This window comes from Rhizobium sp. NPDC090279 (assembly GCF_044769665.1).
Lineage (GTDB): Bacteria > Pseudomonadota > Alphaproteobacteria > Rhizobiales > Rhizobiaceae > Rhizobium.
Window position 1 is genome coordinate 1 of record NZ_JBIVYI010000006.1, and the last position, 24,108, is coordinate 24,108.

Below are 24,108 nucleotides of genomic sequence, written 5' to 3' on the forward strand. Positions count from 1 at the left end.
CTCTTCCGCCTTGTGTCTTTTCGCTGCCATTTCAATGTCCTTCTTCGGCTCATAAGCCATACTTCAAGAAGGATCACTTTTCAGGGGGCAGACCAACATAGGGTTGCGCTGCCGGAGGTTGGAGTGCTGCTCGAGAAACGGCTGGCGGCGCACTCTGGATTGCGCCTTGCGGCGCCATCCCCGACGTCAAGATCATCGAGCCTGGGGTGTTTGCCGACGATCGCGGCTTCTTCTTCGAAAGCTTCAGCAAGGTGAAGTTCGAGCAGGCGATCGGGCGCGGCGCCGATTTCGTGTTCGTGAATTATCTGCGGGTTTGCGATTAGACGCGGTCGTCTACCTCCAAAATCGCCTTAATGACTCCCGCTTCAGGCCTCAACCATTCCTTGAATAGCTCCGACCCATCCTCAAGCAAACCTCGGTGCGTGTTCAGCGCCGCTGTTGGCACCAAGCCGTTCTCCATCTGCTTTACCACCTCGGCGAAATCGTCGGGCTGCGCATTGCGGCTGGCAAAGAGCGTGGTTTCGCGCTTGTGAAATTCCGGGTCGGAGAAGGTGATGTCGTCGCGCACCACGCTGACGAGGACGTAGCGGCCGCCGTGGGCGACGAAACCAAAGCCGCGTTGCATGGCGCGGGCGTTGCCGGTCGCGTCGATGACGACGTCGAAGAAGTCGCCGTCGGTCAGGCGCTTCGCTTGGGCTTCGGCGTCGTCGTTGGCAAGCAAAGTCCGGTTGGCGCCAAGCGAGGCGAGGGTGAACTCCAGGCGGTCCTCGCGCATGTCCATGACGGTCACGTCGGCGCCGCGCGCCTTGGCGAAGATGATCGCCGACATGCCGATCGGGCCGGAGCCGACGACGAGGACGCGGTCGGCTGCGATGATGCCGCCGCGCTTGACGCCGTGGGCGCCGATCGCCAGGAATTCTATCATGGCGGCTTCATCGAGCGAGGCCTTGCCGGCTGAGATGACATTCTGCTCGGGCAGGCAGAGGAATTCGGTCATCCCGCCGTCGCGATGGACGCCGAGGACGGCAAGGTTTTGGCAGGCATTGGTCACGCCGCGCCGGCAGGCGACACATTTGCCGCAGGCTAGATAGGGAACGATGTAGACATTCTCGCCCGTCTTGAGGCGGCTCGAACCGTTCGCATCCTCGACCGTGCCGGACAGCTCATGTCCCATGACGCGCGGATATTGTAGAAAGGGATGCTTGCCCTGATAGATATGGAAATCGGTGCCGCAAATGCCGATGCGCCTGATGCGCACGAGGACTTCGCCTTCTGTCGGGGTCGGAATATCGCGCTCGATCAGGGAGAGCCGGCCGGGTTCGTCACAGATCAGTGTTTTCATGGTGAAGCACTTTCGAAGGGTCGGAGAGGCCGACCGTTGGTGTTGCAAGTAAATACGCCATCGAAGCAGCAAGACCATGAACCGGGTCGGCCCGCTGTGCTCATCAGGCAACCCGTTGCCGTTGCCACTTTGCTGAAAGCGCCGGCGGGCGTCATGACGCAGCTTCGATCATGGGATAGCGCGCTGCGATCTGCCTTAGTGTTAGAGCGGCCGACTTGGCTCCGGCTCTATCCGCCCATTCCAGGAAGGTGTGAATGCGACGGACAACCTTCTCGCGGTGATGCTGGCTGATGTCGGAGATGCGATGATCCAGGTACGGATTGAGGAAGCGGTCGAGCGTCGTTGCGACATAGGCCTTCGCCTCGTCACGCATGCCGTTTGCGGCAAAGCCCGGCAATATTTCGTCGTGATAGAGGGCATCCAACCTTGCGCGCATGTCTTTGTCAGCCAGGATGACGCGCACGGTTTCGTCCGCTGGCCGGCTTTCGCGCTGCCAGATTTCGGCGAGAAACGTGTGACCGAGATTGAGAATGTGCAGTTTCAGCCGCTCATAGGGTTCGAGATCATCGGTCAGTACGATGCCTGGATGGTGGCACGGTGGACGGACGCCCGGAGCCCGCTTGATCGCCCAGAGCGCATAGGGTTCGGCAACGGCGCCGATCGGCTCTATCGGCTCGGAAACGATGCGATCGACCAGAGTCTCGGCAAAGGCGACATGCGCATCGAGCCATGTATGGAATTCGGCCGAAACATCGTTGTGTCTTGCGCAATCGACGACCGCCTGCTTCAAGACGCGGCCATTGCCCGTCATCAATTCGCAGGGAAGGATGACCAGGGGGCGGGCGGATGCCTGCCAGCGCCTGACGAGGAGAGCGGCAAGCTTGGCAGGAAAGGATCGGGGAACCTGGCCACCAGCACCAAAGCCATCTTCCTCCGGCCAGGTCCGGTAGCCGGTGTCGCCGGTATTCGAAATGACGAAGTCGGCATCCTCGGCGAAGAGCTTCGACAACTCCTCCCAATGTTCGACGGCCGAGAGGCCGCGATCGACGCTGGTGATCTGTATGGTGTGGTCGATGCGCTGCCCATCCTGCATGCCACGGATGATGACCGGATAGCCCTTCGGATTGGCGAAGGCGGCGACGCGCCCGCTGCGGCTGCTGTCGCCTGAAACCTGAACAACGGCAATGGGACCGACATCCTGGCCGACTTGTCTCGCCTCATGCACGAAGAATGCCGCATGCGCCTGCAGAAATCGGCTGGTGCCGAACTGGATGATCCGCGAACTCACGCCACGATCCTTCTGTGTTCAATGCTGATGGATACAGTTGCTCGATTGGAGCGGAACAGAAAATCCGCAGTCTTCTTGAGATTGTTTTTTATCTATAGAAAACATTCAGTCGTTCGGCGTCAAATGTTTTTTATGAAAAACAAAAAGACGTTTGAGCTGCATTCTTCAACCAGGGCCTCGGAAAAGCGATTACGACAAGGCCACCGCGGTGCTGACGAAGCTCTGCAAGGAACGCTTCGAACAGTTCGGCGCCGCGGGCCATGCCGCGCAGATCCAGCCGCTTTCCGTCGCCGAGATGGCAAAGCGCTGCAAGTCCGCTTCGCTGGACCCCATTTTCTTCCTGAAATTGACGATCAGCGCGCCGGGCTCGCCGCGCGGCGCAGGCTTTCTTCGCTCAGCGTTTGACCGTGGAATTTCGACAGCGACACGACGACATCGTCGATTTCCTTGGCCAGTCGCTGTGCGTCCCATTGCAGGGCGGCTGCCGCGATCGCGCCGATTTCACGCAGGCCCTGGATCGTCAGGAGGCCCTCGATCGCCATGGTCGTACGGCGAAAGACGATGTCAGACAAATGCACGACCAGTTCCTGCCGCACGATCCAATCGATTTCGAGCGTGCTGTGGCGCTGTGCGCCGCTGATGCGCTGACTGTCGCTGTACTTCGAGGCATGGCCGAGGATCGCCGCCGCGGTCGTGCCGTATCGGCCCAGGAGCTCATCCGCTCTGCTTGCCTCGGCGCCGGTCTTTGCCGCGACCGATTTGATCCAGCTCGCGCGCTCATTGGAGCCGACTGGAAAGTCGAGGCCGCCGCCAATGGCGAGGCGCTCGGTGGAGGTCTTGCGGCTTCGCTGAAGGCGCGCAAGCACGGTGTCGGCCACTTCCTCGGCAAAGCCGCGGAAGGTGGTCCATTTGCCGCCGACCAGCGAGATAATCGGGAATGGGCGTCCGGCCTGCGGTTCGAAAACGGGTGCAGAGTGATCGCGGCTAATGAGACCCGGCGACGAGGCGTCCGAGGCGGGCAGGGGGCGGATGCCGCTGTAACTATAGGTCACCTGATCTCGGTCGAAACGCAGGCCTGGCAGGAGCGTCCGCACGCTGTCGAGGAAATAGTCGATCTCCGGTTCCTCACAGCGCACATTGTCTGGATCGTCGCAAGGAATATCGGTCGATCCCACAAGCGCCTGGCCGAGATAGCCGTAGACAAGGCAGATGCGGCCGTCATCGGCTTCGAAATAGATCATATGGCCGTTCAGGCTGCGCACCAGTTCGGGATGGTCGAGGAGGATATGCGACCCCTTGGTGCCGCCGATCAGATGGGCAGGAGCGCCGAGCGCTGCGTTGACGTGATCGATCCAGGGACCTGCGGCATTGACGACCAGCTTCGGTTTGACCGAAAAGGCATAGCCGTCCGAGCGCTGGAAGGTCAGCACGCCATCGACAGCGGAAACAAGCCTTGTCGTATTCGCCGCCAGCGAGCCCTTGTTCGTCGCAAGCCCGTCATTGACCAGTTCATAGACCAGCCGTTCCGGCCGGCTGATCTTGGCATCGTAATAGATGCCGCCGGCGACGATCTCCGGCGTCACATGCGGCATTTCCTTCAGGGCACGGCCCTTCAACAGGAACCGATGGCGCGGCATGACGCGATTGCGCGAGCCGAAGAAGTCATAGAGCGCAAGCCCGATCTTGATGAGCACCGCGCCGCGACTGCGCGGTGCGGTGGTCGAACCCGTCAGCGTGCGAAGAGCGGCCCATATGCCGCGCGTCCAGGAGAAGATCGGCACGAAGGTCGGCAGTGCCTCGACGCAATGCGGCGCATTCTTCAAGAGCAGATTTCGCTCCAGCGCCGATTGCGCGACCAGGCCGAACTCGCCTGTTTCCAGATATTTGAGGCCACCGTGAATGAGCCGAGACGGTGCGGCACTCGTGCCCGAACCGAAATCTGCCTTGTCGACGATCAGGCAGTTGACGCCCTGCGCGGAGAGGTCGCGAAACAGCCCGGCGCCATTGACGCCGGCTCCGAGGATGACGACGTCGATATCCCCGTCTCGAAGTTGGGAGAAACGTTGTTTCAGATCGGCGGCCATATCGGTCATAACATATTCGTCCTGCTGAATTGCCGCGAAAGCACACTGTCTGCGCGGCGCAATTGGCGGTCTAGTCTTGGAAGCGCTGAACTGCGAGATCGCCGATCCGCGGCCAGAGCGGCGTCATCGCTTCGGCAATGTCACGGAAAAGATCGTAGCGGATGCGATAATCGGCGCTCCGGGCAGGGTCGGGATGATATGTCCTTGCGATCTTGCCGACATCGCGTGGGTCGTTTTCCGGGCTGGCGTAGACGCCGATGCCGGCGCCGGCGCAAAGGGCGGCACCCCAGGCGGCGGCTTCATCGGTTTCGGTGACGGTAACGGGCATGCCGAGCACATCGGCAAACATCTGCACGACAATCGGATTGCGCGATACGCCGCCCGCAAGCCTTGCCTGATCAAAAGAAAACCCGTCACTTAGTGCGTCAACGTGAATCTTGTGGTTGAAGGCGATGCCTTCCAGAACGGCCCGCAGCATGTCGCCGCGATCATGCCAGCCGCCAAGCCCGAAGAAGCTGGCGCTTGCGTCAGCGCCATAGGGCGAGCCAAACAGATAGGGGTGGAAGAGAGCGCTCGATGGCCGATTGAACGCCGCTTCGATCTCGGGACCGAGCAAGGCATGAATGGATTGGCCCGCAGCCTCCGCGCTTGCAATTTCGCTGGCGCAGAGCTTGTCCAGGAACCATTCATAATTTGCTGACGACGCCGGTGAGATCGACATGTTGTTCCATTGGCCCGGAGCAATGGCATTGCGGCAAAACCAGCGGCCATCGACGCGGGGTTCCGAGGACAGCGTTTCGTTGATCGAATAGGTGCCGGCGATCACGGCGACGACGCCGTCGGCATAGCCGCCGGCCCCAAGGGCTGAGGCGGTTACGTCATGCAATCCCGCAACGACCGGCGTGCCTTCTGCCAGTCCCGTGCGCTTCGCGACGGCTTCCGTCACATGGCCGACCACTTCGTCGGAGCGGGAAACGGGCGGCAGCGCACCAATCAATTCGCCCACGCCGAAGAGCTTAAGCGCGTCCGGTGAATAGTCCTGCGTCGAAACATTGGTGAAGGATGTGCTCGCCTCGGTCCGGTCCGTGCCGACGACGTCGGTCAGGCAGAAGCGGAGCCAGTCCTTGCAGCTCAGGATATGGCCGATCTCAGCAAAACGCTCGGGTTCATTGGCCTTGATCCAGGCAAGCAAAGCCGATGGAGCCGAGACGTGCGGCAACTGGCCGGTCAGCGCCAGCGCGTCGTCGGCAAGCGGGCTCCTCAGCCATTGTTCGACGATCGATCCGGCGCGGCTGTCGAGCGAGAGAATGGCGCGTCCGAGCGGCGTCCTTGTCTTGTCGAGCAGATAGATGCCATCGCCATGGGCGGTTGCGGCAATGGCCTGGATGTCGCTGGCGGGGCGGTTGCTGAGCTTGATTGCCTCGGCAATGGCGTCGGCCGTTCGGGCCCAGAGTTCGTCCATGTCGCGCTCGACATGGCGGGCCTTCGGCATGAACTGGGTCACACGGCGGCGTGCCACGGCAATCGGCGTTCCATCGATGTCGAAGATGACGGCTTTGGTAACCGTCAAACCGCTGTCAATTCCGAGCAGACTCGGCATTCTCTAGACTCCTGATCGTGAACAATGCGAGGCGGCCCTATCGGGCCGGCCGTCAGGACCGCTCCTTGTCGCTCTTGGCGACCACCACATTGATATTCTTGCTGCGCATGCGCTCCAGATGAGCGGTGGGCGTCTTCTCGTCGACGATGACGACATCGAACTCACTCAGATGCGCGAAACTATGCAGCGCCCGCCGTTCGAACTTCGTATGGTCCATCAGCAGGATGCGTTTGGCGGCGCTCTCAAACATCGCCCGCTTGATATCGACGATCTCTGGCGACTGATGGAAAGCGACGTCATCGATGATGGCCGACATCGAGATAAAGGTAACATCGGCCCGCAGGCGGTTGATTTCGTTGATCGTCATGCGGCCCATAAAGGCGTTGCACCAATTATAGTATTGGCCGCCAAGCGCCAGAAGCGTCACGTCGTGCATGTCCTTCAGCGCATTCATCAGCGTCAACGAGTTGGTGATCGCCGTCAACGGCACCTTGGCGGGCAGCTGCGATGCCATCTGCAGGATGGTGGTGGAATCATCGAGGAAGATCGCCTGGCCTAGTTCGATGAACTGCATGGCGGCAGCGGCAATCATCTTCTTTTCGCTCGCCTGCCGGTTGGCGCGATAGACGTCGCTCGATTCGATCAGGCTGGTTGCCGCGGCGGAGACAATGCCGCGCGTCTTGCGGAACAGGCCCCGGCTGACCAGCTCGTCGACATCACGATGCGCCGTCATCAGGCTGATGCCGAAGCGCTCAGTCAAATCCTCGATGCGCATGGAGCCTTCCGCCATCACCGCTTCGGCGATCATCTGGCGCCGGGCGATCTGACGGGAATGTCGGCTGTCGCTCGGCAGCTCGTCTTGCAGGAATGATACAGGGCTTGTCTTGTCTGTCACGTTGGCCTCTGACGCTGAGCCTTGCGGAGATTAACTTGCTGCAGCGAGTGTCATGCGATGGAAAATAATACAAAAACAGATCGCTACCAGGTTTTCTGCAAGTTCTGTCTGATGTTCAGCCACGGTGCTGTCGTTACGGTCAAGGGGTGGAGACGCCGGTTTCCGGCGTCCCCGATGTCATTACTCGGACAGAACGAACGGTGCCGTGTACTTGTCGACGTTGTCCTTGGTGATCAGGATGCAATCGAAGAGCTGCTTTTCGCTGGCGGCACCCGTCTTGCCGGTCTTGATGAAGCTGTCGGCCTGCTTGACCGCCTCGGCGGAGAAGACGGCAACCGGCTGCAGAACGGTGTACTGCAGTTCGCCGGCCTTGATGGCGGCGACAGCATCCGGCGAACCGTCGAAGCCGCCGACCTTGATGTTGGCGAGCTTGCCGGCTTCCTTGAGAGCGGCAATCGCGCCGAGCGCCATTTCGTCATTGCCGGAGATCACGCCGATAATGTCCGGGTGAGCCTGCAGGATGGACTGCATCTTGTTGTGGCCCTGGGTACGGTCCCAGTTGGCAACTTCCTGGGCAACCTTCTTCAGGTCGGGGTACTGGGTCAGAACGGTTTCATAGCCGTTCGAGCGGGTGGCGGCGTTGTTGTCCGAGGGGGAGCCGAAGAGTTCGGCATAATTGCCCTTGTCGCCGACAGCTTCGACCCACTGCTGAGCGCCGATCGCTGCACCCTGGGCGTTGTTGGAGACGAGCTGTGCCTTGGCAAGGCCTTCCTGGTTGATTTCAGCATTGACGAGGAAAACCGGGATGCCTGCAGCGATGGCCTTCTTGACCGCGCCGATGGAACCGTCGGCATTGGCCGGATCGAGGATGATGGCGACCGACTTGTTGGTGATGGCCGTGTCGATCAGGTTGCTCTCGGTATTGGTATCGCCCTTATGCGCGCTGACCGTTGCCGTATAGCCGAGCTTCTCGGCGGTCGCCTTGGCGATATTGCCTTCCGTCAGCCAGTAGGGGTTGGACGGATCATTGACGATAACAGTCATCTGGCCGGCAGCCCATGCTGCTCCCGTCAGCAGTGGTGCGACGGCAACCGCCGCCATGACGATGCGTAAACCTTTTTTAAACATTAGTCTCTCTCCCTTTGATGAGCTCTGGTGATACCGGTGAACCGGTGGTTCTTTCATCGGCCGGCTTTGTGTGCCAGCCGGTGACAAGTTCGTTTGCAGTGTCAGCTCGATTTGGTCCGACGGCCGTACTGGATGCTGTTCATCAGCACGGCGAGCACGATGACGGCGCCGGTAAAGACCGTCTGCCAGTAGGACGAAACGCCGATGATGACGAGACCGTCCGCCAAGAAGCCGATGACAAAGGCGCCGAGCATGGTACCGCGAACGGTGCCGCGACCGCCGGTCAACGCCGCACCGCCGATGACGACTGCGGCAATCGCCGTCAGTTCATAGCTCGTGCCGGCATTCGGGCCGGCCGATGTCAGCTGCGAGGACAGGACGAGGCCGGCAATAGCGGCGCAGACGCCCGAAAGGACATAGACGACGATCTTGACGCGCTTGACTGGAACGCCGGAAAGGTCGGCGGCGCGCTCGTTGCCGCCGGACGCATAGAGCCAGCGGCCGAACGCCGTTCGGCTGAGAACGAGACCGCAGATGATGGCGAGCACGGCAAGGACGATGACACCGATCGGGACGCCGGCAAGACGGTTGAAGCCCAACCAGTTGAAGCCGGTATTGCCGAGTTCGGCATGACCGCCGAGATTGTTGTAGGTGAGGCCGTTGGTCATCAGCAATGCGATGCCGCGGGCAACATAGAGCACGCCGAGCGAAGCGACGAAGGCCGGCACGCGCAGATAGGCGATGAGCACGCCGTTGACCGCTCCGACCACGCCGCCAAGGACGCAGGTCACCACGACGACGGCCCAGACCGGCAGATAGAGAATGACACCCAAGCTCGAAAGCGTGACGCCCTGCATCAGAAAGCCGGCGATACAGCCGGCAAGGCCGAGCGTCGAGCCGACCGACAGGTCGATGCCGCCGTTGAGGATGACGAGCAACATGCCGATGGCGAGGATGCCGAAGATCGCGACATGCGAGGCCATCGTCAGGAAGTTGCTGAGCGAGAAGTAGTAGGGCGACAGGAAGGAGAAGACCGCGATGATGACGATCAGCGCGAAGAAGGCGCGTCCTTCCAAAATCAGCCGCACGAGACTGAAGTTTCGCCGCTGTCCGTTCGCAATTGGCTTTTTATCTGTGATGTTCGTGACTGACATAATCAGTGCTCCATGAATGCGGCTAGTGCGCGACCACTGCTTCGCCCGAGGCGGCCATGATCTTCTCTTTGGTAACGTCCGGACCGAATTCGGCAGAGATCTTGCCGCGGTGCATGACGATGATGCGATGGGCGATGCTGAGGCATTCGGCGACTTCGGATGTCGAATAGATCACCGCCAGGCCTTCCTTGGCGCGCTCGGCAAGCAGCTTGAAGACTTCCGCCTTCGCACCGATGTCGATGCCGCGGCTCGGTTCGTCGAGCAGGATCACTCTCGGGTCCGTCGCCAGCATCTTGCCGATGACGACCTTCTGCTGATTGCCACCCGACAGCGAGCCGATCGCGGCATCGCCGCCATCGGTCTTGATATGAACCTTGCGGATGGATTCGTTCACCAGAGCCCGCTCGCGCCCGCCTGACGTAAGCAAACCCTTTGTGAAGGCGCCGATACTGGCAAGCGACAGGTTTGAGCCGACTGTCATCGTCTGAACGAGGCCGTCACGCTGCCGGTCTTCCGGCACCAGCACCAGGCCCTGGGCAATGCGCCCGGCAATGCTGAGGCCGCCGACATCGGTATTGCCAAGCAGCACGCGGCCGCTGCTCGATCTGAGCCGTCCCGCCACGCATTCGAGCAGCTCGGTGCGCCCGGCGCCCATCAGCCCATAGATGCAGACGATTTCGCCGGCGCGAACTGCAAGCGACATGCGGTCGACGGCATTATAGGCAGCGCCGGAAGGGCCGGGGACCGTGAGGCTGTCAATCGTCAGCGCGACATCGCCCATCTTGTGGCCGGTCGGCGGGCTGCCGAGGTCGAAATTGTCACCGACCATGTTGCGCACGATCCATTCGAGATCGATGTCCTTGCGCTCGGCATAAGCCGTCATGTTGCCATCGCGCAGCACGACGGCGTGGTTGGTGATCTGCAGCGCTTCTTCCAGATGATGCGAGATGTAGACGATCGATACACCGCGCGCCGTCAGGTCGCGGATGACCTTGAACAGAACCTCGACTTCGGTGGCGCTCAGCGCCGACGTCGGCTCATCCATGATCAGGATGCGCGAATTGACCGACAGAGCGCGAGCGATCTCGACGATCTGCTGCTGGCCGAGACGCAGATCCTCGACCGGCGTCATCGGATCGATATGCTCTTCCAGCTCTTCCATCAGCGCTCGGGTCTGGCGCTCTTCCTCGGCGAAATCGACCACGCCGCCCTTCATGATCTCGCGACCCATGAAGATATTGTCGCGGACGCTGAGGTTCGGCGCCAGGCTCAATTCCTGGTGGATGATGGAAATGCCGCAGGAGCGGGCATGGGTGGAGGAGGCAAAGGAGATCGGGGCGCCATCGAGAATGATCTCGCCCGACGTCGGCTGGATGACGCCGGATAGGATCTTCATCAGCGTCGACTTGCCGGCGCCGTTCTCACCGAAGAGCGTGGTGACTTCGCCACGGCGAATATCGAAATTGACGCCCTTCAGCGCATGGACGCTTCCATAGGATTTGGCGACGTTGCGGGCGGCGAGAACGACTTCGCCCGTCATTGTCCCATTGTGCTGGACCTGGCTCATTTCACGTCGACCTTGACCGGGGTGACGAGCCAGTTCTTCGGATTGATGAGCTTGAACACGCCGACGACCGTAGCGCTCTTGCCCGTCAGTTTTTCCGGATCGAGGCTGCCCAGCGTCGCCTTCTTCATCTCGTTGTTTATGGCGGAGCCGGCGTCCTGATATTCGATCTGGTTGGTGAATTGGCCGAATTGGATATTGCCTGTGGCGTCGCGAAGATCGGTACCGTTGATCGCAGGCCCGGTCTGTACCCGGACTGTGACGCCATCAGGCATGCCGTCAACCTTGAACTCGCTGAGGTTGGCCTTGCGCTCGCCGAACGTGCCTGACAATGAGACTGGAAGCACAGGGCCGGTACTGGTGGCAACGCCATATTTCGTGCCGGCGGCCTTCTTGTCGGCGAGAACGGCATTGGCGAGCGTCACAGCATCAACGGCGCGCTTTTCGACATCCGCCTGCACCTTCGGGAATTCCTCGGCGCCATAGGCCTCCGGCTGGAAGCCCTGTTCGCGCACATCATGCGCGGAGCCGATCTTGACCACCTTGGTATCGGCGGCGATGGCGCCGATCACGATGACTACCGCGGCAATGCCGGTGACGATCTTGAGCTTGGAGCCTGTCGGCTTGGCAGTTGCGTATTGAGCTTGCGTATTCATGTTCAAACGACCTTCGGCATGTCAGCCGGATTGCCTGATGGAGTGGGAGAGGAAGGTGTTGCGATCCGATCTAGCGGAAGCCCAGTTGGCGCAATTGAGCCTGCAGACGCTCCGCCCGGCTTCGGGTTACGCCGTCACCGGAAAGGAAATTCAACATCAGGAGCCTCCTCAGCATGTGGGCGACCGTCTCCTCCAGTCGCCCTTTTCGGATTCACAATCGCCACATCCATGCGACATTCGTGATATAAGTATGTTAATAACCGTATTTCATATGTTATAAATTCTTGAGTGTGTCAACCGCGATCTAGCGTGGTCTACATTCGGTCGGCCTGCATGCACACCTATGTTTTCACCCTTATCCTACTTGATGCTTCCGTTCGACTGGTCTCGCTCTGAGGTTTCATCGTCGGTATCGCTTCGATCGATCTAATATGAGGATGTCGATTTAATATATTGATATTACAATAAAATATCCTGAAACTGTCCGTAGTGCTTCGATCGCACCCCTGATCCTGTATGGGGTATGTCGATTGCTGGCCCGCTTTTCTTCACAGTGCTATCGCAGCTTTCGCCGCGGCGGTCAGGTAATTGATCGCATCTATTTTATATGAAAAAAATTACAACACCAGAAAAATATTACTACAACAGCGATATCTTTGTGTTATAAACGAGTGTACTGATTGAGGGATCGCAGCCGCGCCGGTCCTGTTGCGTGGCCGCTGTCGAGCATGTGCCGGCGCTTCGTTCGCGATCCTCCCTGTGGGCCGGAGTGCGATGGCGATGATATATGCGGCTTGGTGTAGATTATGCCCTTGGCCACGCTGGGAGGAATGAAAATGTTTGTGATGTATGCCTATGCCCCTGTCACATGGTGCGAGACGGTGGAGCTGGCGTGCAATGCCTAAAAATGACGGGATCATCATCGGGATCGATGCGGGTACCTCTGTTCTGAAGGCGGTTGCCTTCGAATTATCCGGCAAGCAGATCGCTTCTGCGTCGGCACGCAATCGCTACGAGACGGGTGAAGACGGGTCGGTCACGCAGTCGCTCGGCCAGACTTGGTCGGATTGTGTGAGCGCATTGCGCGGGCTCGGAGAGAAGGTCGAGAATCTGGCCGCCCGCACGGCGGCCATCTCGGTCACCGGCCAAGGCGACGGCACCTGGCTCGTCGGCTCCGGCAACGCTCCGGTCGATGATGCCTGGCTCTGGCTTGACGCCCGCGCCGCGTCGACCGTCACGCGTCTCAGCGCCACGGCAGGCAATCGCGCTCGTTTCGAGGCGACCGGAACGGGTCTGAACACCTGTCAGCAGGGCACGCAGCTTGCCCATATGGATCGCTTCATGCCGGAGCTCCTCGACCGGGCCGAGACGGCACTGCACTGCAAGGACTGGCTCTATCTCAATCTCACAGGCGTCCGCGCGACCGATCCGTCCGAGGCAAGCTTTACTTTCGGCAATTTCCGTAACCGCCAATATGATACCGTTGTCATCGATGCGCTTGGCCTTCAACGCCGGCGCTCGCTCTTGCCTGAGATCATTGACGGCACGGAAACAAGCCATCCCCTGACCGCAGTGGCGGCCAAGGCTGCGGGTCTGCTTGCCGGGACGCCGGTCTGCCTGGGTTATGTCGATATGGTCATGACCGCGCTCGGTGCCGGCGTGCGCACCGGTGGTGAGAATGCCGCCTGCTCGACGATCGGTTCGACGGGCGTGCATATGCGTGCCAAGGCCGTGCCCGATGTCCAGCTCAATGACGAGGGCACGGGCTATGTCATTGCCTTGCCAATCCCCGGCATCGTCACGCAGGTCCAGACCAATATGGGCGCGACCATCAATATCGACTGGGTCCTGCGGATCGCGGCTGATCTGATGTCTGCAGGTGGAAGCCAGGTTTCCAATTCCGATCTCATTCCCCGCATCGATGCCTGGTTTGCCGAAGCGCGGCCGACCAATCTTCTTTATCACCCCTATATTTCCGAGGCGGGCGAGCGCGGGCCTTTTGTCAATGCCCATGCGCGTGCCGGCTTTACCGGGCTTTCCACCCGGCACGGCTTTGCCGACATGCTGAGGGCCGTGGTCGAAGGCCTCGGCATGGCGACGCGGGATTGCTATGCGGCCATGGGCGACATGCCTTCGGAGCTGCGCATCACCGGAGGGGCCGCCCGTTCCCGCGCGCTGCGGGGCTCTCTTTCTGCCGCCGTCAAGGCGCCGGTGCGGATTTCGGATCGTGAGGAGGCGGGTGCCGCAGGTGTTGCGATGATGGCGGCGGTCGCGATCGGCGCCTACCGCGACATGGACAGCTGCATAGCGGATTGGGTGACGCCGCTGCTCGGTGAAGCCGAGGCGCCGGATCTGGAAAACGTTGAGCGCTATGACCGCTTGTTCGAAGCCTACAAGGATGTGCGGCAGGCGATCGCGCCTGCCTGGGACAAGCTGGCCAAGCACGAGGGCGAAAGCTGACTGGTGCGAGAGCGCCGCCGCGGAAATTTGATTTGATGATGCCGATGGCATCCGAAGGAGCATGACATGACGGAACCGGAAATCTTTGATCTTTTCGTGATCGGCGGAGGCATCAACGGTGCCGGCATTGCCCGCGACGCGGCTGGCCGCGGGCTTTCGGTTGTCATGTGCGAGAAGGGCGACCTCGCCGAGGGAACGTCCTCGCGCTCCGGCAAGCTCGTGCATGGCGGCCTGCGTTACCTTGAATATTACGAATTCCGTCTGGTGCGAGAAGCTCTGATCGAGCGCGAGGTGCTGTTGAATTCGGCAAGCCACATCATCTGGCCGATGCGCTTCGTGCTGCCCCATAGCCCGACGGATCGCCCTGCCTGGCTCGTGCGCCTCGGCCTGTTCCTCTACGATCATCTCGGCGGCCGCAAGAAGCTGCCGGGAACACGTTCGCTCGATCTGCATCGCGATCCGGAAGGGGCGCCGATCCTCGATCAGTATAGCAAGGGTTTCGAGTATTCCGATTGTTGGGTTGATGACGCCCGGCTCGTCGTCTTGAACGCGCTTGATGCATCCGCCAAGGGCGCGCAGATCCTGACGCGGACCGCTTGCGTCAGCGCCCGGCGCGAGCAGGGGATCTGGATCGTCCAGATGCGTGACCAGCGTTCCGGCGAAGTGCGGACCGTGCGTGCCCGCGTGCTGGTGAATGCCGCAGGGCCTTGGGTTAATGACATTATCGGCCGCGTCGTCGGTTCGAACAGCCAGCGCAGCGTCCGGCTCGTCAAGGGCAGCCACATCATCGTTCCGAAGTTCTGGGCCGGCCAGCAGGCCTATCTCGTCCAGAACCACGACAAGCGCGTCATCTTCATCAACCCTTACGAAGGCGACAAGGCGCTGATCGGTACGACCGACATTCCCTATGAGGGCAAGCCGGAAGAGGTGAAGGCCGAGGAGAAGGAAATCGATTATCTGATCACTGCGGTCAATCGCTACTTCAAGGAGAAGCTGCGTCGCTCCGACGTGCTCGAAAGCTTTTCCGGCGTCCGGCCGCTGTTCGACGATGGCAAGGGCAATCCTTCGGCCGTCACGCGCGACTATGTCTTCGATCTCGACGAGACCGGCGGTGCGCCGCTTTTGAGCGTCTTCGGCGGCAAGATCACCACATTCCGGAAACTCTCCGAACACGCGATGCAGAGGCTTGAAAAATTCTTCCCGAAGATGGGCGGTGACTGGACGCGTGGCGCCATTCTGCCTGGCGGCGAAATTCCGAATGCCGACTATGTCGCCTTTTCCGATACGCTGCGCGCCGCCTATCCCTGGATGCCGCGTGCGCTCGTCAATCACTACGGCCATCTCTATGGCGCCCGCACCAGGCAGGTCGTCGGCAACGCTACTTCGCTGGCAGAGCTCGGTCGCCATTTCGGCGGCAATCTCTATGAGGCCGAGGTCCGTTATCTCGTGGCTTCCGAATGGGCGCAGGCGGCTGAAGACGTGTTGATGCGCCGCACCAAGGAGGGTCTGCGCATGACGGCTGAGGAGAAGGCAGCGTTCTCTGCCTGGTTCGATGCCGAATTGGCGCTTGCCGCCTGAAACAACAGACCTGTCGGGAGACCGCAAATGCCGTTGACGCTTTCACTCAACACCAACCCGCTGGTGAACCGCTTTGCCGAGCCGGCCGACCTGATCGAAACGGTTGCGCGCGATCTGCGCATCCGCGATCTGCAGCTCACGCATGAATTCATCAATCCCAGCTGGCAGGCGCCGGTCATACGCCGGCTGACGCGGGATATGCAGTCGGCCATGAAGCGGACCGGCGTCCGCGTCACGTCGGGCATGACCGGCCCCTATGGCCGCCTCAACCATTTTGGCCATCCGGACAAGGATGTCCGGCGCTATTATGTCGACTGGTTCAAGACCTTTGCCGATATCACCGCCGATCTTGGCGGTCTTTCCGTCGGCACGCAGTTCGCGATCTTCACCTACAAGGACTACGACGATCTGGCCCGGCGCGAGGAACTGATCCAGATTGCGATCGATTGCTGGGGCGAGGTGGCCGAACATGCTCGTGCCGCCGGCATCTCCTATCTATTCTGGGAACCGATGAGCATCGGCCGCGAATTCGGCGAGACGATCGAGGCCTGCCTTTCCCTACAGGAGAGGTTGACCAAGGCTCCGTTCGCCATACCGATGTGGATGATGGCTGACATCGATCATGGCGATGTCACCTCGTCCAATCCTGATGACTATGATCCCTATGCGTGGGCGCGTGCCGTGCCGAAGGTTTCGCCGATCATTCACATCAAGCAGAGCCTTATGGACAAGGGCGGACATCGCCCGTTCACGGCGGAATTCAATGCCAAAGGCCGTATCCAGCCGGAACCGCTGCTGAAGGCGTTCGCTGAAGGCGGCGCCAAGGACAATGAAATCTGCCTGGAACTCTCATTCAAGGAGCGCGAGCCCAACGATCGTCAGGTCATCTCGCAGATTGCCGAAAGCATTGCTTTTTGGGCGCCTCATATCGACACGGGCGTCGCCGACTTGCATATCTAGCTGCTGGAGTGGCCGAGTCTTGATGTCGCAAGCACCTCATCTCTCAAAAGAGCGGGGCGGAGCGGGACTATTTGGTCGGATGGAAGGCGGGCGAGGGGCTATGCATATTGAAATGAAAAGGAACGGTCGATGACGGATGCGGATGCTTCACTCGCCGTGCGGGCGGCCTGGTTGCACTATGCTGGCGGGCTGACGCAGTCCGAAGTGGCAAAGCGTCTCGGGGTTCCCTCGGTAAAAGCGCACCGGCTGATCGCGCGTGCCGTCGCCGAAGGCGTCGTCAAGGTGACGATCTATGGCGACATCGTTGAATGCGTCGAACTCGAGACCCAGCTCGCAGCACGCTTCGGCCTGCAATATTGCGAAGTCGCCCCCGATCTCGGCGAGGAAGGCTTCGAATTTCGTTCGCTCGGGCAGGCGGGCGCCGGTTTTCTGCGACGTGAGATCGAGAGTGGCAACAACAGGGTCATCGGCCTCGGCCATGGTCGAACGCTTTCCTCCGCGGTTCATCACATGGCGCGCGTCAACGCCAAGGATCTGCGTTTCGTCTCGCTGCTCGGTGGCCTGACGCGAAACTACGCGGCCAACCCCTATGACGTGATGCATCGCATTGCCGAAAAGACCGGCATGCAATCGCATGTGATGCCGGTGCCCTTCTTCGCCAATACGCGGGAAGACCGCGACGTGCTGCTTGCCCAGCGCGGGGTGAAGGAAGTCTTCGATCTCGCAAACGGCGCCGATCTCAAACTCGTCGGTCTCGGCACGGTCGATACGGATGCACAGCTCGTCTTGTCGGGCATGGTCGAGCCGAAGGAGATCAGGGAGATCACCGCGGCTGGCGGTGTCGGTGAAATCCTCGGTCATTTCTTCGATGCCGACGGCAATATTCTCGAGACGACGCTGACGGCACGAACGCTGTCCGCTTCCCTGCCGCGCAATAGAAGCGAGCGGCTGGTGGCGCTTTCGGGTGGGTTGCCGAAGGTCGAAGCCATTCGCGCCGTGCTCAAGAGCCGCTGTCTTTACGGGCTGATCACCGACGAGAAAACAGCACAGGCGTTGCTGAAGGGCTAAGTGCATGACATCTGCGTGAAACACGATTTCATCACAATATAACAATAGAAATGTTGAGTTGTGAGATTTTTATGTTATATTATGCTTAGTGCTATTTAGGCCGGCGGCCGGGGTGCAGGGTGAAACGCGAAGAGCGCCAACAATCGATCATCAACTTGCTCGTCGAGCACAAGACCGTCGACCTCGACGATCTGGCCGACCGGTTCGTCGTGTCCAAGATGACGATCCATCGCGATCTCGACGATCTCGAGCAGGCCGGCGTGTTGCGCAAGGTTCGCGGCGGTGCGACCATCGATGCCGGCACGCAGTTCGAAAGCGATTTCCGCTTCCGCGAACGTCAGGGCCATGACGAAAAGCTCGCCATGGCCCGCTCGGCGCTCGAACTGGTCGAGCCCGGCATGACTGTCATGATCAACGATGGTTCCATGGCCGCCGTTCTCGGCGAAATGCTGCTGCAGAAGCGACCGCTGACGCTGATTACCAACAATGCCGCGATCATCGATCGCATGAAGAACGAAAGCGGCATCACGTTGATTGCGCTCGGCGGCGTCTATTCCGCCAAGTTCAACGCCTTTCTGGGCGTCGTGACCGAGGAGGCGTTGTCGCGGCTGCGGGCCGATATCGCCTTTCTGTCGACGCCGGCCGTTTCCGGCAAGCTCGCCTATCACATGGACGACAACGTCGTGCGCACGAAGCGGGCGATGATCGCATCGGCAGCCAAGAGCTGCCTGCTCGTCAACCATCACCGCATGGGGCACACCGCCCTGCATGTGATGGCAAACCTTACGGATTTCGATGCCGTGATCACCGATCACGCGCCTGATGCCGCCATCCTCGAGCAATTCCGCCGGGACGGCATCGCCCTGACCATTGCCTCGAACCAGGATATGACATGACAGAGAAGCCTCGTTATTGGATCGGCACGAGCTGGAAGATGAACAAGACGCTGGCGGAGGCGTGCGCCTTCGCCGAGGCCTTGCGTGCCGCCGATGCGCTTCGGGACGAGCGCATCCAGCGCTTCGTCATCCCGCCGTTTACCGCGGTGCGCGAAGTCAAGTCGATCCTCTCGGAAAGCTCCGTCAAGGTCGGTGCCCAGAACATGCATTGGGCCGATCGAGGCGCCTGGACCGGCGAGATTTCACCGCTGATGCTGAGGGATTGCAATCTCGACATCGTCGAACTCGGCCATTCCGAGAGGCGCGAGCATTTCGGCGAGACCAACGAGACCGTTGGACTGAAGACCGAGGCTGCCGTCCGCCATGGCCTGATCCCGCTCATCTGCATCGGCGAGACGCTGGAGGATCGCGAAAGCGGCCGCGCGACGGAGATTTTGAGCGACCAAGTTGTCGGCGCTCTGTCCAAACTTTCCGCTGCCCAGAAGCAGGCTGAGATCCTGCTCGCCTATGAGCCTGTCTGGGCAATCGGCGAAAGGGGCATTCCCGCCGAACCTTCCTATGCCGACGCGCGCCAGGCCGAGATCATTGCGGTCGCACAACATGTGCTCGGCCGAAAGATACCATGCCTCTACGGCGGATCGGTCAATCCGCAAAACTGCGAAGAACTCATATCCTGCCCGAACGTAGACGGGCTTTTCATCGGCCGCTCGGCCTGGAACGTCGAAGGCTATCTCGACATCCTCGCCAAGTGCGCCGCCAAACTCTGAGGAGCATACAATGAAGCTTGCAATTGCTGGAGACAGCGCCGGCGAGGGCCTCGCCAAGGTTCTTGCCGATCACCTCAAGGATCGTTTCGATGTGAGCGAAGTGTCGCGCACTGAGGACGGCCCGGACGACTTCTATGCCAACCTCGCAGACCGCGTCGCTTCCGGCGTGATCGACGGCACCTATGACAAGGCGATCCTGGTCTGCGGTACCGGCATCGGCGTCTGCATTTCGGCCAACAAGGTGCCGGGCATTCGCGCGGCGCTCACCCACGACACCTATTCGGCGGAGCGCGCAGCGCTTTCGAACAACGCCCAGATCATCACCATGGGCGCCCGCGTCATCGGCACCGAACTTGCCAAGGCGATTGCCGACGCTTTCCTGGCGCAGACCTTCGACGAGAACGGCCGCTCGGCTGGTAACGTCAAGGCCATCGACGAGGTCGATGCGAAGTATAACGCTCGCTAAGAGCGATTTTGGGGAAGCCGCGAAGCGATTTTCCGTCCGAAGCCATACAATGAGCGGTGCGGCGAGTCCTCGAGAACGTCGCACCGCCCGGATGGCGATTTCCCGAACGAAATAGAGCCCAACCACATGTCGGGCGGAAACGCTTAAAGCGCTTCCGCCTTATGATGTCTTTACCGGAAGGCACCATACGAGCCGCCTCAAGCGGCTGGCGCCAGTCGCTGCGTGGCCTGATTGCGCGCCCAAGCGATACCGTCCTCGAGCGAAGTCGCCCGGTAGGCGAGATCGGTACCGCCGGAGAATGCCGCCATGAACCGGCGTATCTTGCCGTAACTATTGTCCAGCACCGCATGCGGCCGTCCAAGCAGGATCGAGCAGATGTGGACATGAAGCCGGTCGGTCACGAGCGCCCGGCCGCGGGAGATCTGGCGGATGCCGCGCCGCAGTCGATTATGCGCCGCCGCGTCGAGTTTGCGCAACCGTATTTCAGCTGGTTTAAGGGCTATCAAAGCCGTCGCCGCGCCGAGTGCTTTGGAGATACGCACGCGCCTGGCGGATTCGGTCGTCCAATCCTCTTTCGGAATATCGGGATAGGCCGAAAGGTTGGCGTCTCCGACCTTCTCGAGATCCGATCTCAACATCGCAAGTACGTCAAATTCCGGTTCGTCCGGCTGGATCGTTCCGATGGAGAAGGCCATGTCCGGGCAAAGGCGCACCTCGCAATCGAAGTGCTTGAGGGCGAACTCCTTCGATTCTTCATCGCGCACCAGCAAGACGAAGTTCTTGTGGCGTCCGATGACGCGAGCGCTTTCATCCAGGCGGGCCTGGGACTTGTAGTGAATGGACTGCGGGAACTGAATGACCTGCCGATTGGGAAATCTCTCCAGCACCCGTTCGCGAAAATCCTGATGCGCGTCCCATATGTCGCCGAAATTGCCGCCGCCATGAATGAAGATCGGGCCGGTCGGCATCGTGCGCTCGAGTTGCTCGGGCGAAAAATCATCGATGCGCGAGACATAGGTTGGCCGCTTGCCGTATCGCCTATTGAGATAGGCCATTTCGCCCAGCCATATGGCAGAATCGCCGCAGTTGCGAATGTCCGGAAAGTCGAGGATCGCCAGAGGCTCATCATTGCTGATGTAGTCTTTCAGGCAACCATGGATCATGTTGTCCAGTTTCGCGATCAGCACTTGATTTGATAGTGATGTCATTTCCCCATTCCCCCATTCAGATAATAAGTCAGTCTTCGGCCGGTGTCGGCCGAACGTTCTCAGGCGGGACGAAGTCTCGGCAGCACTTTGCCGAGTATGTTTCGAACCTCCGTTTCCGGGCCGGCCGGCCGCTTCATCAACGTCCAGAGCAGCAGCGTCGAACCGCAATAGAGCAGGGCACCAAGCAGGATCAGCATCGCGAGATGCGTCACGAGCACGAGCTTGTCGTCCGTGGGGACCAGATGGCTCGAGGCAAGCGAAACGCCTGCCGCCATCACCGCCACGCTTGCGAGCGCCCGCAGGTTCACCGACAACTGCTTCGCAACACTGATTCCGGTGAAGCGCCGCACGAGCATCATGTTGACGGCGGTGCTGAAGAGGCCGGTAAACACACGGCCGGCAATGACCCCTGGCAGGCCATAGAGCATCAGGCCACCGATCATGATCGGCACCCGCAGGCAGAACATCTGCGTGTCTCGGACGAAGAGCACACGTGTCTCGCCCTTTGCCATGCCGAGCGGCTGTACCAGCGAGCCCAGCGTCTGCAGTGCGAAGACAGAGGCAAGCGACTGGATGATGAAGATGACAGGCGCCCATTTGTCGCCGAGCGCGAGCCTGACCAGTGGGTCAGCGGTCACGGCAACACCGATGCCGGCCGGAAGTGCGACGGCCGCGACCAGCGCCTGTACGCGCTGATAGGCGGCGGCGAGCCGGGTAGGGTCGTTGTGGATGCCTGCAAAGGCCGGATAGATCGTCTGCGTGAGGGGGGCGGTCGCCTCGCGCGTCGGCATCATGGCGAGGTTGCTCCCCACCGAGTAGTAGCCGAGCTGGATGCCGCCGAGCATCTTGCCAACGAGCAGATAGTCGAAGCGCCAGTTGAGCGTGCTGACGATCTGGCCGGCGGTCAGCCAGGCGGAAAAGGAGAAGAATTCCTTCATGTGCTGGAAGGTGATCCTCGGCCGGAACGGCAGCACGAGATAGGAGACGATGACATTGGTCGCCTGGCTGAAAAGCGTCCCGACCACCAGCGCCCAATAGCTTTGATAGATGATCGCGATCGCGACGGAGGCTACGAAGCCGGCGAACTTCTGTGAAACGGCGAGCACGAACTCCTGCCAAAAGATCAGATCGCGCTGCAGCATGATGCGCCGCGGATTCGTAAGGCCGCCCATCAGCATGCTGATGCCGAGAGCGAACATGACGACTGTCAGTCTCGGCTCATTGAACAGGGCCGCCGCCGGATAGGCGAAGATTGCAAACAGAATGCAAATCGCCAGCCCCCGCGCGGCATTGAGGGTCCAGGCGGCGCTGAAATGGGACTCGTCCGGCGCCGCATGACGGATCAGCGCTTCGGAAAGTGAGAGCTCGGTAATGGTCGTGACGATCATGAGGATCGTCATCCCCAGAGCGACGACACCGAAGTCGTCCGGCGCCAGATAGCGCGCCAATACGAAGGTGCTGAGTGTCGCAAGCCCGTTCACGATGGTGCGGGACAAGCTTAACCACATGCTTCCCTTGACGAGCCGTCCGGTAATGCTGGTCATACGATACTGAAGTCCCACTAGGCTGTGATGCGACCTCTTATCCGCACAGACATTCCCGTGCCGAACCAACATGTTAGGGCTGGGACGGCTGCGCAGAATTATGTAGGATTATATGGTCACTGTGGATGGGGCTGACCCCGGCGTCTCAGCGGGAACTAGTTCAGCGAATCCTTAAGTCAACGTTTCCGGTTCATTTTCGCGTCAGTTTTAATTCATTTTCACATCATTTTATTTGCGGTGCACCATTTGCCTTATTGGGGGACAATATCGGCTGTAGCTACTTATGGGTGCGTCGCGACCCGTAAAGACGCAGAAAGCCCGGACGATCAAAGGATCGCCCGGGCTTTTCCATCTGGTCTTTCAGCTAAAGGCCCAGCTATCTGCCGCTTCTGGTTGCGAGCCATTGCTTGAATTCGACGTTCGTGTCGGTCTGGATAGCACCGACGCCGGCGGCAACGAGTGCTCCCCAGACGCCTTCGGGGTCTTGGATTGCGCGGCTGTCGTTGAAGTCGAGATTGTATGAGACGTCGAGCGTGTTGATCCATAGCCGGATATTCTGGCGTTCCAGCTCGTCGCGTCCGGCGGCAAGGTCGGCGATGTCGGTAAACTTCACCTCGACCATCGGTGCTCTAAGCGGTTCGATCATCCGCAGGTCGTCGGCGAATTTCCCCGGCCGGACGAGAAACATCGGCATATGCGGGATGGAGCCGAACCAATCGGCGTCAAGCGTTGGGAAGCTGCCGCTCTCAGGCTCGACGTCCGACTTGATGATGACGTGATCCTCGGCGCCCAGCCGCCGCACTGCGGCGATGACCAGCGGCAACTCATGCGGAAACTTCGTGTCGATGTTGACGAAAACACGACCGCGCGCTTCTTCAAGCACTTCCTCGAGTGTCGGGATACGTTCATCCGTCAGTGCTGCCGTGTCGCCGCCAGCTCCGGCGCGTAGCCGCGCATCACGAACGGCTGCAAAACTGCTCGCTCCGACGATGCCCTTGGCGGATGTGGTGCGATCCAGCGTTTTATCGTGGATGACGACGAGGTGGCCGTCGGCCGTTGTCTGCGTGTCGATCTCGACGAATTCGACGCCGAGTTCGGCCGCCGCGCGGATTGCCGCCAGGGAATTTTCCGGTGCTGCCGACCAGAGGCCGCGATGCGCAATTGTTAGAATGTCCGGATTGGCGCGTGACAGAAGGTCGTAGATATCGGCAGTGCGAGGCGAGGGAGAGGCGGCGGTCTGGCTGTGCATGAAGGTGGCTTCCGTGCGATTTCGATTTTTCTGGCGAAATGAAGGGTTCGATGTCTGCAATCGAATGCGGTCATCGGTGGCTTGTATGGTTATTAATACACATAAAGTGTAATATTTATGACGAGCCGCCACGAACATGCAAGCACGCGGATTGCGCGCGGGCAGATGAACGGCTAAGGCGGGATCACAGGATCAGGATTG

Annotated in this window: 20 protein-coding genes and 1 pseudogene; 9 read left to right on the forward strand and 12 right to left on the reverse strand. The window is 60.3% G+C overall.

Annotation, left to right across the window (positions count from 1 at the left end; translation table 11 throughout):
• Nucleotides 1–176: 176 nt before the first annotated feature.
• The gene (locus ACIQWP_RS15760) at nt 177–323 is read left to right on the forward strand and encodes a dTDP-4-dehydrorhamnose 3,5-epimerase family protein (RefSeq protein WP_402789863.1); all 147 of its coding nucleotides are present in this window, start codon (nt 177–179) and stop codon (nt 321–323) included.
• Here the strand turns inward: ACIQWP_RS15760 and ACIQWP_RS15765 are convergent.
• Nucleotides 320–1,342: a zinc-binding alcohol dehydrogenase family protein gene (locus tag ACIQWP_RS15765; protein WP_402788759.1), complete on the reverse strand. Its 1,023-nt coding sequence runs from the start codon at nt 1,340–1,342 to the stop codon at nt 320–322. The two genes, ACIQWP_RS15760 and ACIQWP_RS15765, sit on opposite strands and share 4 nt — an antisense overlap.
• 151 nt (nt 1,343–1,493) lie before the next feature.
• On the reverse strand, nt 1,494–2,630 hold the full coding sequence (locus ACIQWP_RS15770) for a mannitol dehydrogenase family protein (protein WP_402788761.1): 1,137 nt from the start codon (nt 2,628–2,630) through the stop codon (nt 1,494–1,496).
• Between the two features lie 160 nt (nt 2,631–2,790).
• Here ACIQWP_RS15770 and ACIQWP_RS15775 point away from each other — a divergent pair.
• A pseudogene (locus tag ACIQWP_RS15775) lies at nt 2,791–2,967 on the forward strand (fructose-1,6-bisphosphate aldolase); the annotation flags it as partial.
• A gap of 16 nt (nt 2,968–2,983) precedes the next feature.
• On the opposite strand, the gene ACIQWP_RS15780 reads toward ACIQWP_RS15775, so the two are convergent.
• The 7 genes from ACIQWP_RS15780 to ACIQWP_RS15810 form a co-directional block, all read right to left on the reverse strand.
• A complete protein-coding gene (locus tag ACIQWP_RS15780) occupies nt 2,984–4,723 on the reverse strand; it encodes a glycerol-3-phosphate dehydrogenase/oxidase (RefSeq protein ID WP_402788763.1) in 1,740 nt (579 codons plus the stop codon).
• 61 nt (nt 4,724–4,784) lie between these two features.
• The gene (locus tag ACIQWP_RS15785; RefSeq protein WP_402788765.1) at nt 4,785–6,314 is read right to left on the reverse strand and encodes an FGGY-family carbohydrate kinase; all 1,530 of its coding nucleotides are present in this window, start codon (nt 6,312–6,314) and stop codon (nt 4,785–4,787) included.
• A 52-nt stretch (nt 6,315–6,366) separates the two neighbouring features.
• A complete protein-coding gene (locus ACIQWP_RS15790; RefSeq protein WP_402789866.1) occupies nt 6,367–7,122 on the reverse strand; it encodes a DeoR/GlpR family DNA-binding transcription regulator in 756 nt (251 codons plus the stop codon).
• 267 nt (nt 7,123–7,389) lie between these two features.
• A complete protein-coding gene (locus ACIQWP_RS15795; protein ID WP_402788767.1) occupies nt 7,390–8,337 on the reverse strand; it encodes a D-ribose ABC transporter substrate-binding protein in 948 nt (315 codons plus the stop codon).
• A gap of 101 nt (nt 8,338–8,438) precedes the next feature.
• A complete protein-coding gene (locus ACIQWP_RS15800; protein WP_402788769.1) occupies nt 8,439–9,491 on the reverse strand; it encodes an ABC transporter permease in 1,053 nt (350 codons plus the stop codon).
• Between the two features lie 22 nt (nt 9,492–9,513).
• The gene (locus tag ACIQWP_RS15805; protein WP_402788771.1) at nt 9,514–11,058 is read right to left on the reverse strand and encodes a sugar ABC transporter ATP-binding protein; all 1,545 of its coding nucleotides are present in this window, start codon (nt 11,056–11,058) and stop codon (nt 9,514–9,516) included.
• A complete protein-coding gene (locus ACIQWP_RS15810) occupies nt 11,055–11,711 on the reverse strand; it encodes a DUF2291 domain-containing protein (protein ID WP_402788773.1) in 657 nt (218 codons plus the stop codon). Before ACIQWP_RS15810 ends, ACIQWP_RS15805 begins: the two co-directional genes overlap by 4 nt.
• Before the next feature lie 897 nt (nt 11,712–12,608).
• On the opposite strand from ACIQWP_RS15810, the gene ACIQWP_RS15815 reads away from it, so the two are divergent.
• From ACIQWP_RS15815 to ACIQWP_RS15845, 7 genes are all read left to right on the forward strand, one after another.
• Entirely contained in the window at nt 12,609–14,171 is a 1,563-nt protein-coding gene (locus tag ACIQWP_RS15815; protein WP_402788775.1) for an FGGY-family carbohydrate kinase, read from the forward strand.
• Between the two features lie 66 nt (nt 14,172–14,237).
• Nucleotides 14,238–15,749 carry a glycerol-3-phosphate dehydrogenase gene (locus ACIQWP_RS15820; RefSeq protein WP_402788777.1) on the forward strand — a complete coding sequence of 504 codons (1,512 nt, stop codon included), beginning with the start codon at nt 14,238–14,240 and terminating at the stop codon, nt 15,747–15,749.
• 27 nt (nt 15,750–15,776) lie between these two features.
• Nucleotides 15,777–16,709 carry a sugar phosphate isomerase/epimerase family protein gene (locus ACIQWP_RS15825; protein ID WP_402788779.1) on the forward strand — a complete coding sequence of 311 codons (933 nt, stop codon included), beginning with the start codon at nt 15,777–15,779 and terminating at the stop codon, nt 16,707–16,709.
• Nucleotides 16,710–16,838: 129 nt separating this feature from the next.
• On the forward strand, nt 16,839–17,777 hold the full coding sequence (locus ACIQWP_RS15830) for a sugar-binding transcriptional regulator (RefSeq protein WP_402788781.1): 939 nt from the start codon (nt 16,839–16,841) through the stop codon (nt 17,775–17,777).
• A 119-nt stretch (nt 17,778–17,896) separates the two neighbouring features.
• The gene (locus tag ACIQWP_RS15835) at nt 17,897–18,673 is read left to right on the forward strand and encodes a DeoR/GlpR family DNA-binding transcription regulator (protein WP_402788783.1); all 777 of its coding nucleotides are present in this window, start codon (nt 17,897–17,899) and stop codon (nt 18,671–18,673) included.
• A complete protein-coding gene (locus ACIQWP_RS15840; RefSeq protein WP_402788785.1) occupies nt 18,670–19,440 on the forward strand; it encodes a triose-phosphate isomerase in 771 nt (256 codons plus the stop codon). The genes ACIQWP_RS15835 and ACIQWP_RS15840 overlap by 4 nt, the downstream gene beginning before the upstream one ends.
• A gap of 10 nt (nt 19,441–19,450) precedes the next feature.
• On the forward strand, nt 19,451–19,906 hold the full coding sequence (locus tag ACIQWP_RS15845) for an RpiB/LacA/LacB family sugar-phosphate isomerase (RefSeq protein ID WP_402788787.1): 456 nt from the start codon (nt 19,451–19,453) through the stop codon (nt 19,904–19,906).
• Nucleotides 19,907–20,103: 197 nt separating this feature from the next.
• Here ACIQWP_RS15845 and ACIQWP_RS15850 read toward each other — a convergent pair whose 3' ends face one another.
• The 3 genes from ACIQWP_RS15850 to ACIQWP_RS15860 form a co-directional block, all read right to left on the reverse strand.
• Entirely contained in the window at nt 20,104–21,114 is a 1,011-nt protein-coding gene (locus ACIQWP_RS15850; RefSeq protein ID WP_402788789.1) for a polysaccharide pyruvyl transferase family protein, read from the reverse strand.
• Nucleotides 21,115–21,173: 59 nt separating this feature from the next.
• Nucleotides 21,174–22,658 carry a lipopolysaccharide biosynthesis protein gene (locus tag ACIQWP_RS15855; RefSeq protein WP_402788791.1) on the reverse strand — a complete coding sequence of 495 codons (1,485 nt, stop codon included), beginning with the start codon at nt 22,656–22,658 and terminating at the stop codon, nt 21,174–21,176.
• A 376-nt stretch (nt 22,659–23,034) separates the two neighbouring features.
• Complete coding sequence (locus ACIQWP_RS15860) at nt 23,035–23,907, reverse strand: glycerophosphodiester phosphodiesterase family protein (RefSeq protein ID WP_402788793.1); 873 nt, start codon at nt 23,905–23,907, stop codon at nt 23,035–23,037.
• Nucleotides 23,908–24,108: the final 201 nt, after the last annotated feature.

Excerpts from the sequence above, each read along its gene's own strand:
- ACIQWP_RS15840 (WP_402788785.1), top strand. The coding sequence starts at position 18,670 with ATGACAGAGAAGCCTCGTTATTGGATCGGCACGAGCTGGAAGATGAAC.
- ACIQWP_RS15800 (WP_402788769.1), bottom strand. The coding sequence starts at position 9,491 with ATGTCAGTCACGAACATCACAGATAAAAAGCCAATTGCGAACGGACAG.
- ACIQWP_RS15765 (WP_402788759.1), bottom strand. The coding sequence starts at position 1,342 with ATGAAAACACTGATCTGTGACGAACCCGGCCGGCTCTCCCTGATCGAG.
- ACIQWP_RS15810 (WP_402788773.1), bottom strand. The coding sequence starts at position 11,711 with ATGAATACGCAAGCTCAATACGCAACTGCCAAGCCGACAGGCTCCAAG.
- ACIQWP_RS15820 (WP_402788777.1), top strand. The coding sequence starts at position 14,238 with ATGACGGAACCGGAAATCTTTGATCTTTTCGTGATCGGCGGAGGCATC.
- ACIQWP_RS15815 (WP_402788775.1), top strand. The coding sequence starts at position 12,609 with ATGCCTAAAAATGACGGGATCATCATCGGGATCGATGCGGGTACCTCT.
- ACIQWP_RS15785 (WP_402788765.1), bottom strand. The coding sequence starts at position 6,314 with ATGCCGAGTCTGCTCGGAATTGACAGCGGTTTGACGGTTACCAAAGCC.
- ACIQWP_RS15805 (WP_402788771.1), bottom strand. The coding sequence starts at position 11,058 with ATGAGCCAGGTCCAGCACAATGGGACAATGACGGGCGAAGTCGTTCTC.
- ACIQWP_RS15855 (WP_402788791.1), bottom strand. The coding sequence starts at position 22,658 with ATGACCAGCATTACCGGACGGCTCGTCAAGGGAAGCATGTGGTTAAGC.
- ACIQWP_RS15825 (WP_402788779.1), top strand. The coding sequence starts at position 15,777 with ATGCCGTTGACGCTTTCACTCAACACCAACCCGCTGGTGAACCGCTTT.
- ACIQWP_RS15850 (WP_402788789.1), bottom strand. The coding sequence starts at position 21,114 with ATGACATCACTATCAAATCAAGTGCTGATCGCGAAACTGGACAACATG.
- ACIQWP_RS15830 (WP_402788781.1), top strand. The coding sequence starts at position 16,839 with ATGACGGATGCGGATGCTTCACTCGCCGTGCGGGCGGCCTGGTTGCAC.
- ACIQWP_RS15845 (WP_402788787.1), top strand. The coding sequence starts at position 19,451 with ATGAAGCTTGCAATTGCTGGAGACAGCGCCGGCGAGGGCCTCGCCAAG.
- ACIQWP_RS15780 (WP_402788763.1), bottom strand. The coding sequence starts at position 4,723 with ATGACCGATATGGCCGCCGATCTGAAACAACGTTTCTCCCAACTTCGA.
- ACIQWP_RS15790 (WP_402789866.1), bottom strand. The coding sequence starts at position 7,122 with ATGATCGCCGAAGCGGTGATGGCGGAAGGCTCCATGCGCATCGAGGAT.
- ACIQWP_RS15795 (WP_402788767.1), bottom strand. The coding sequence starts at position 8,337 with ATGTTTAAAAAAGGTTTACGCATCGTCATGGCGGCGGTTGCCGTCGCA.
- ACIQWP_RS15860 (WP_402788793.1), bottom strand. The coding sequence starts at position 23,907 with ATGCACAGCCAGACCGCCGCCTCTCCCTCGCCTCGCACTGCCGATATC.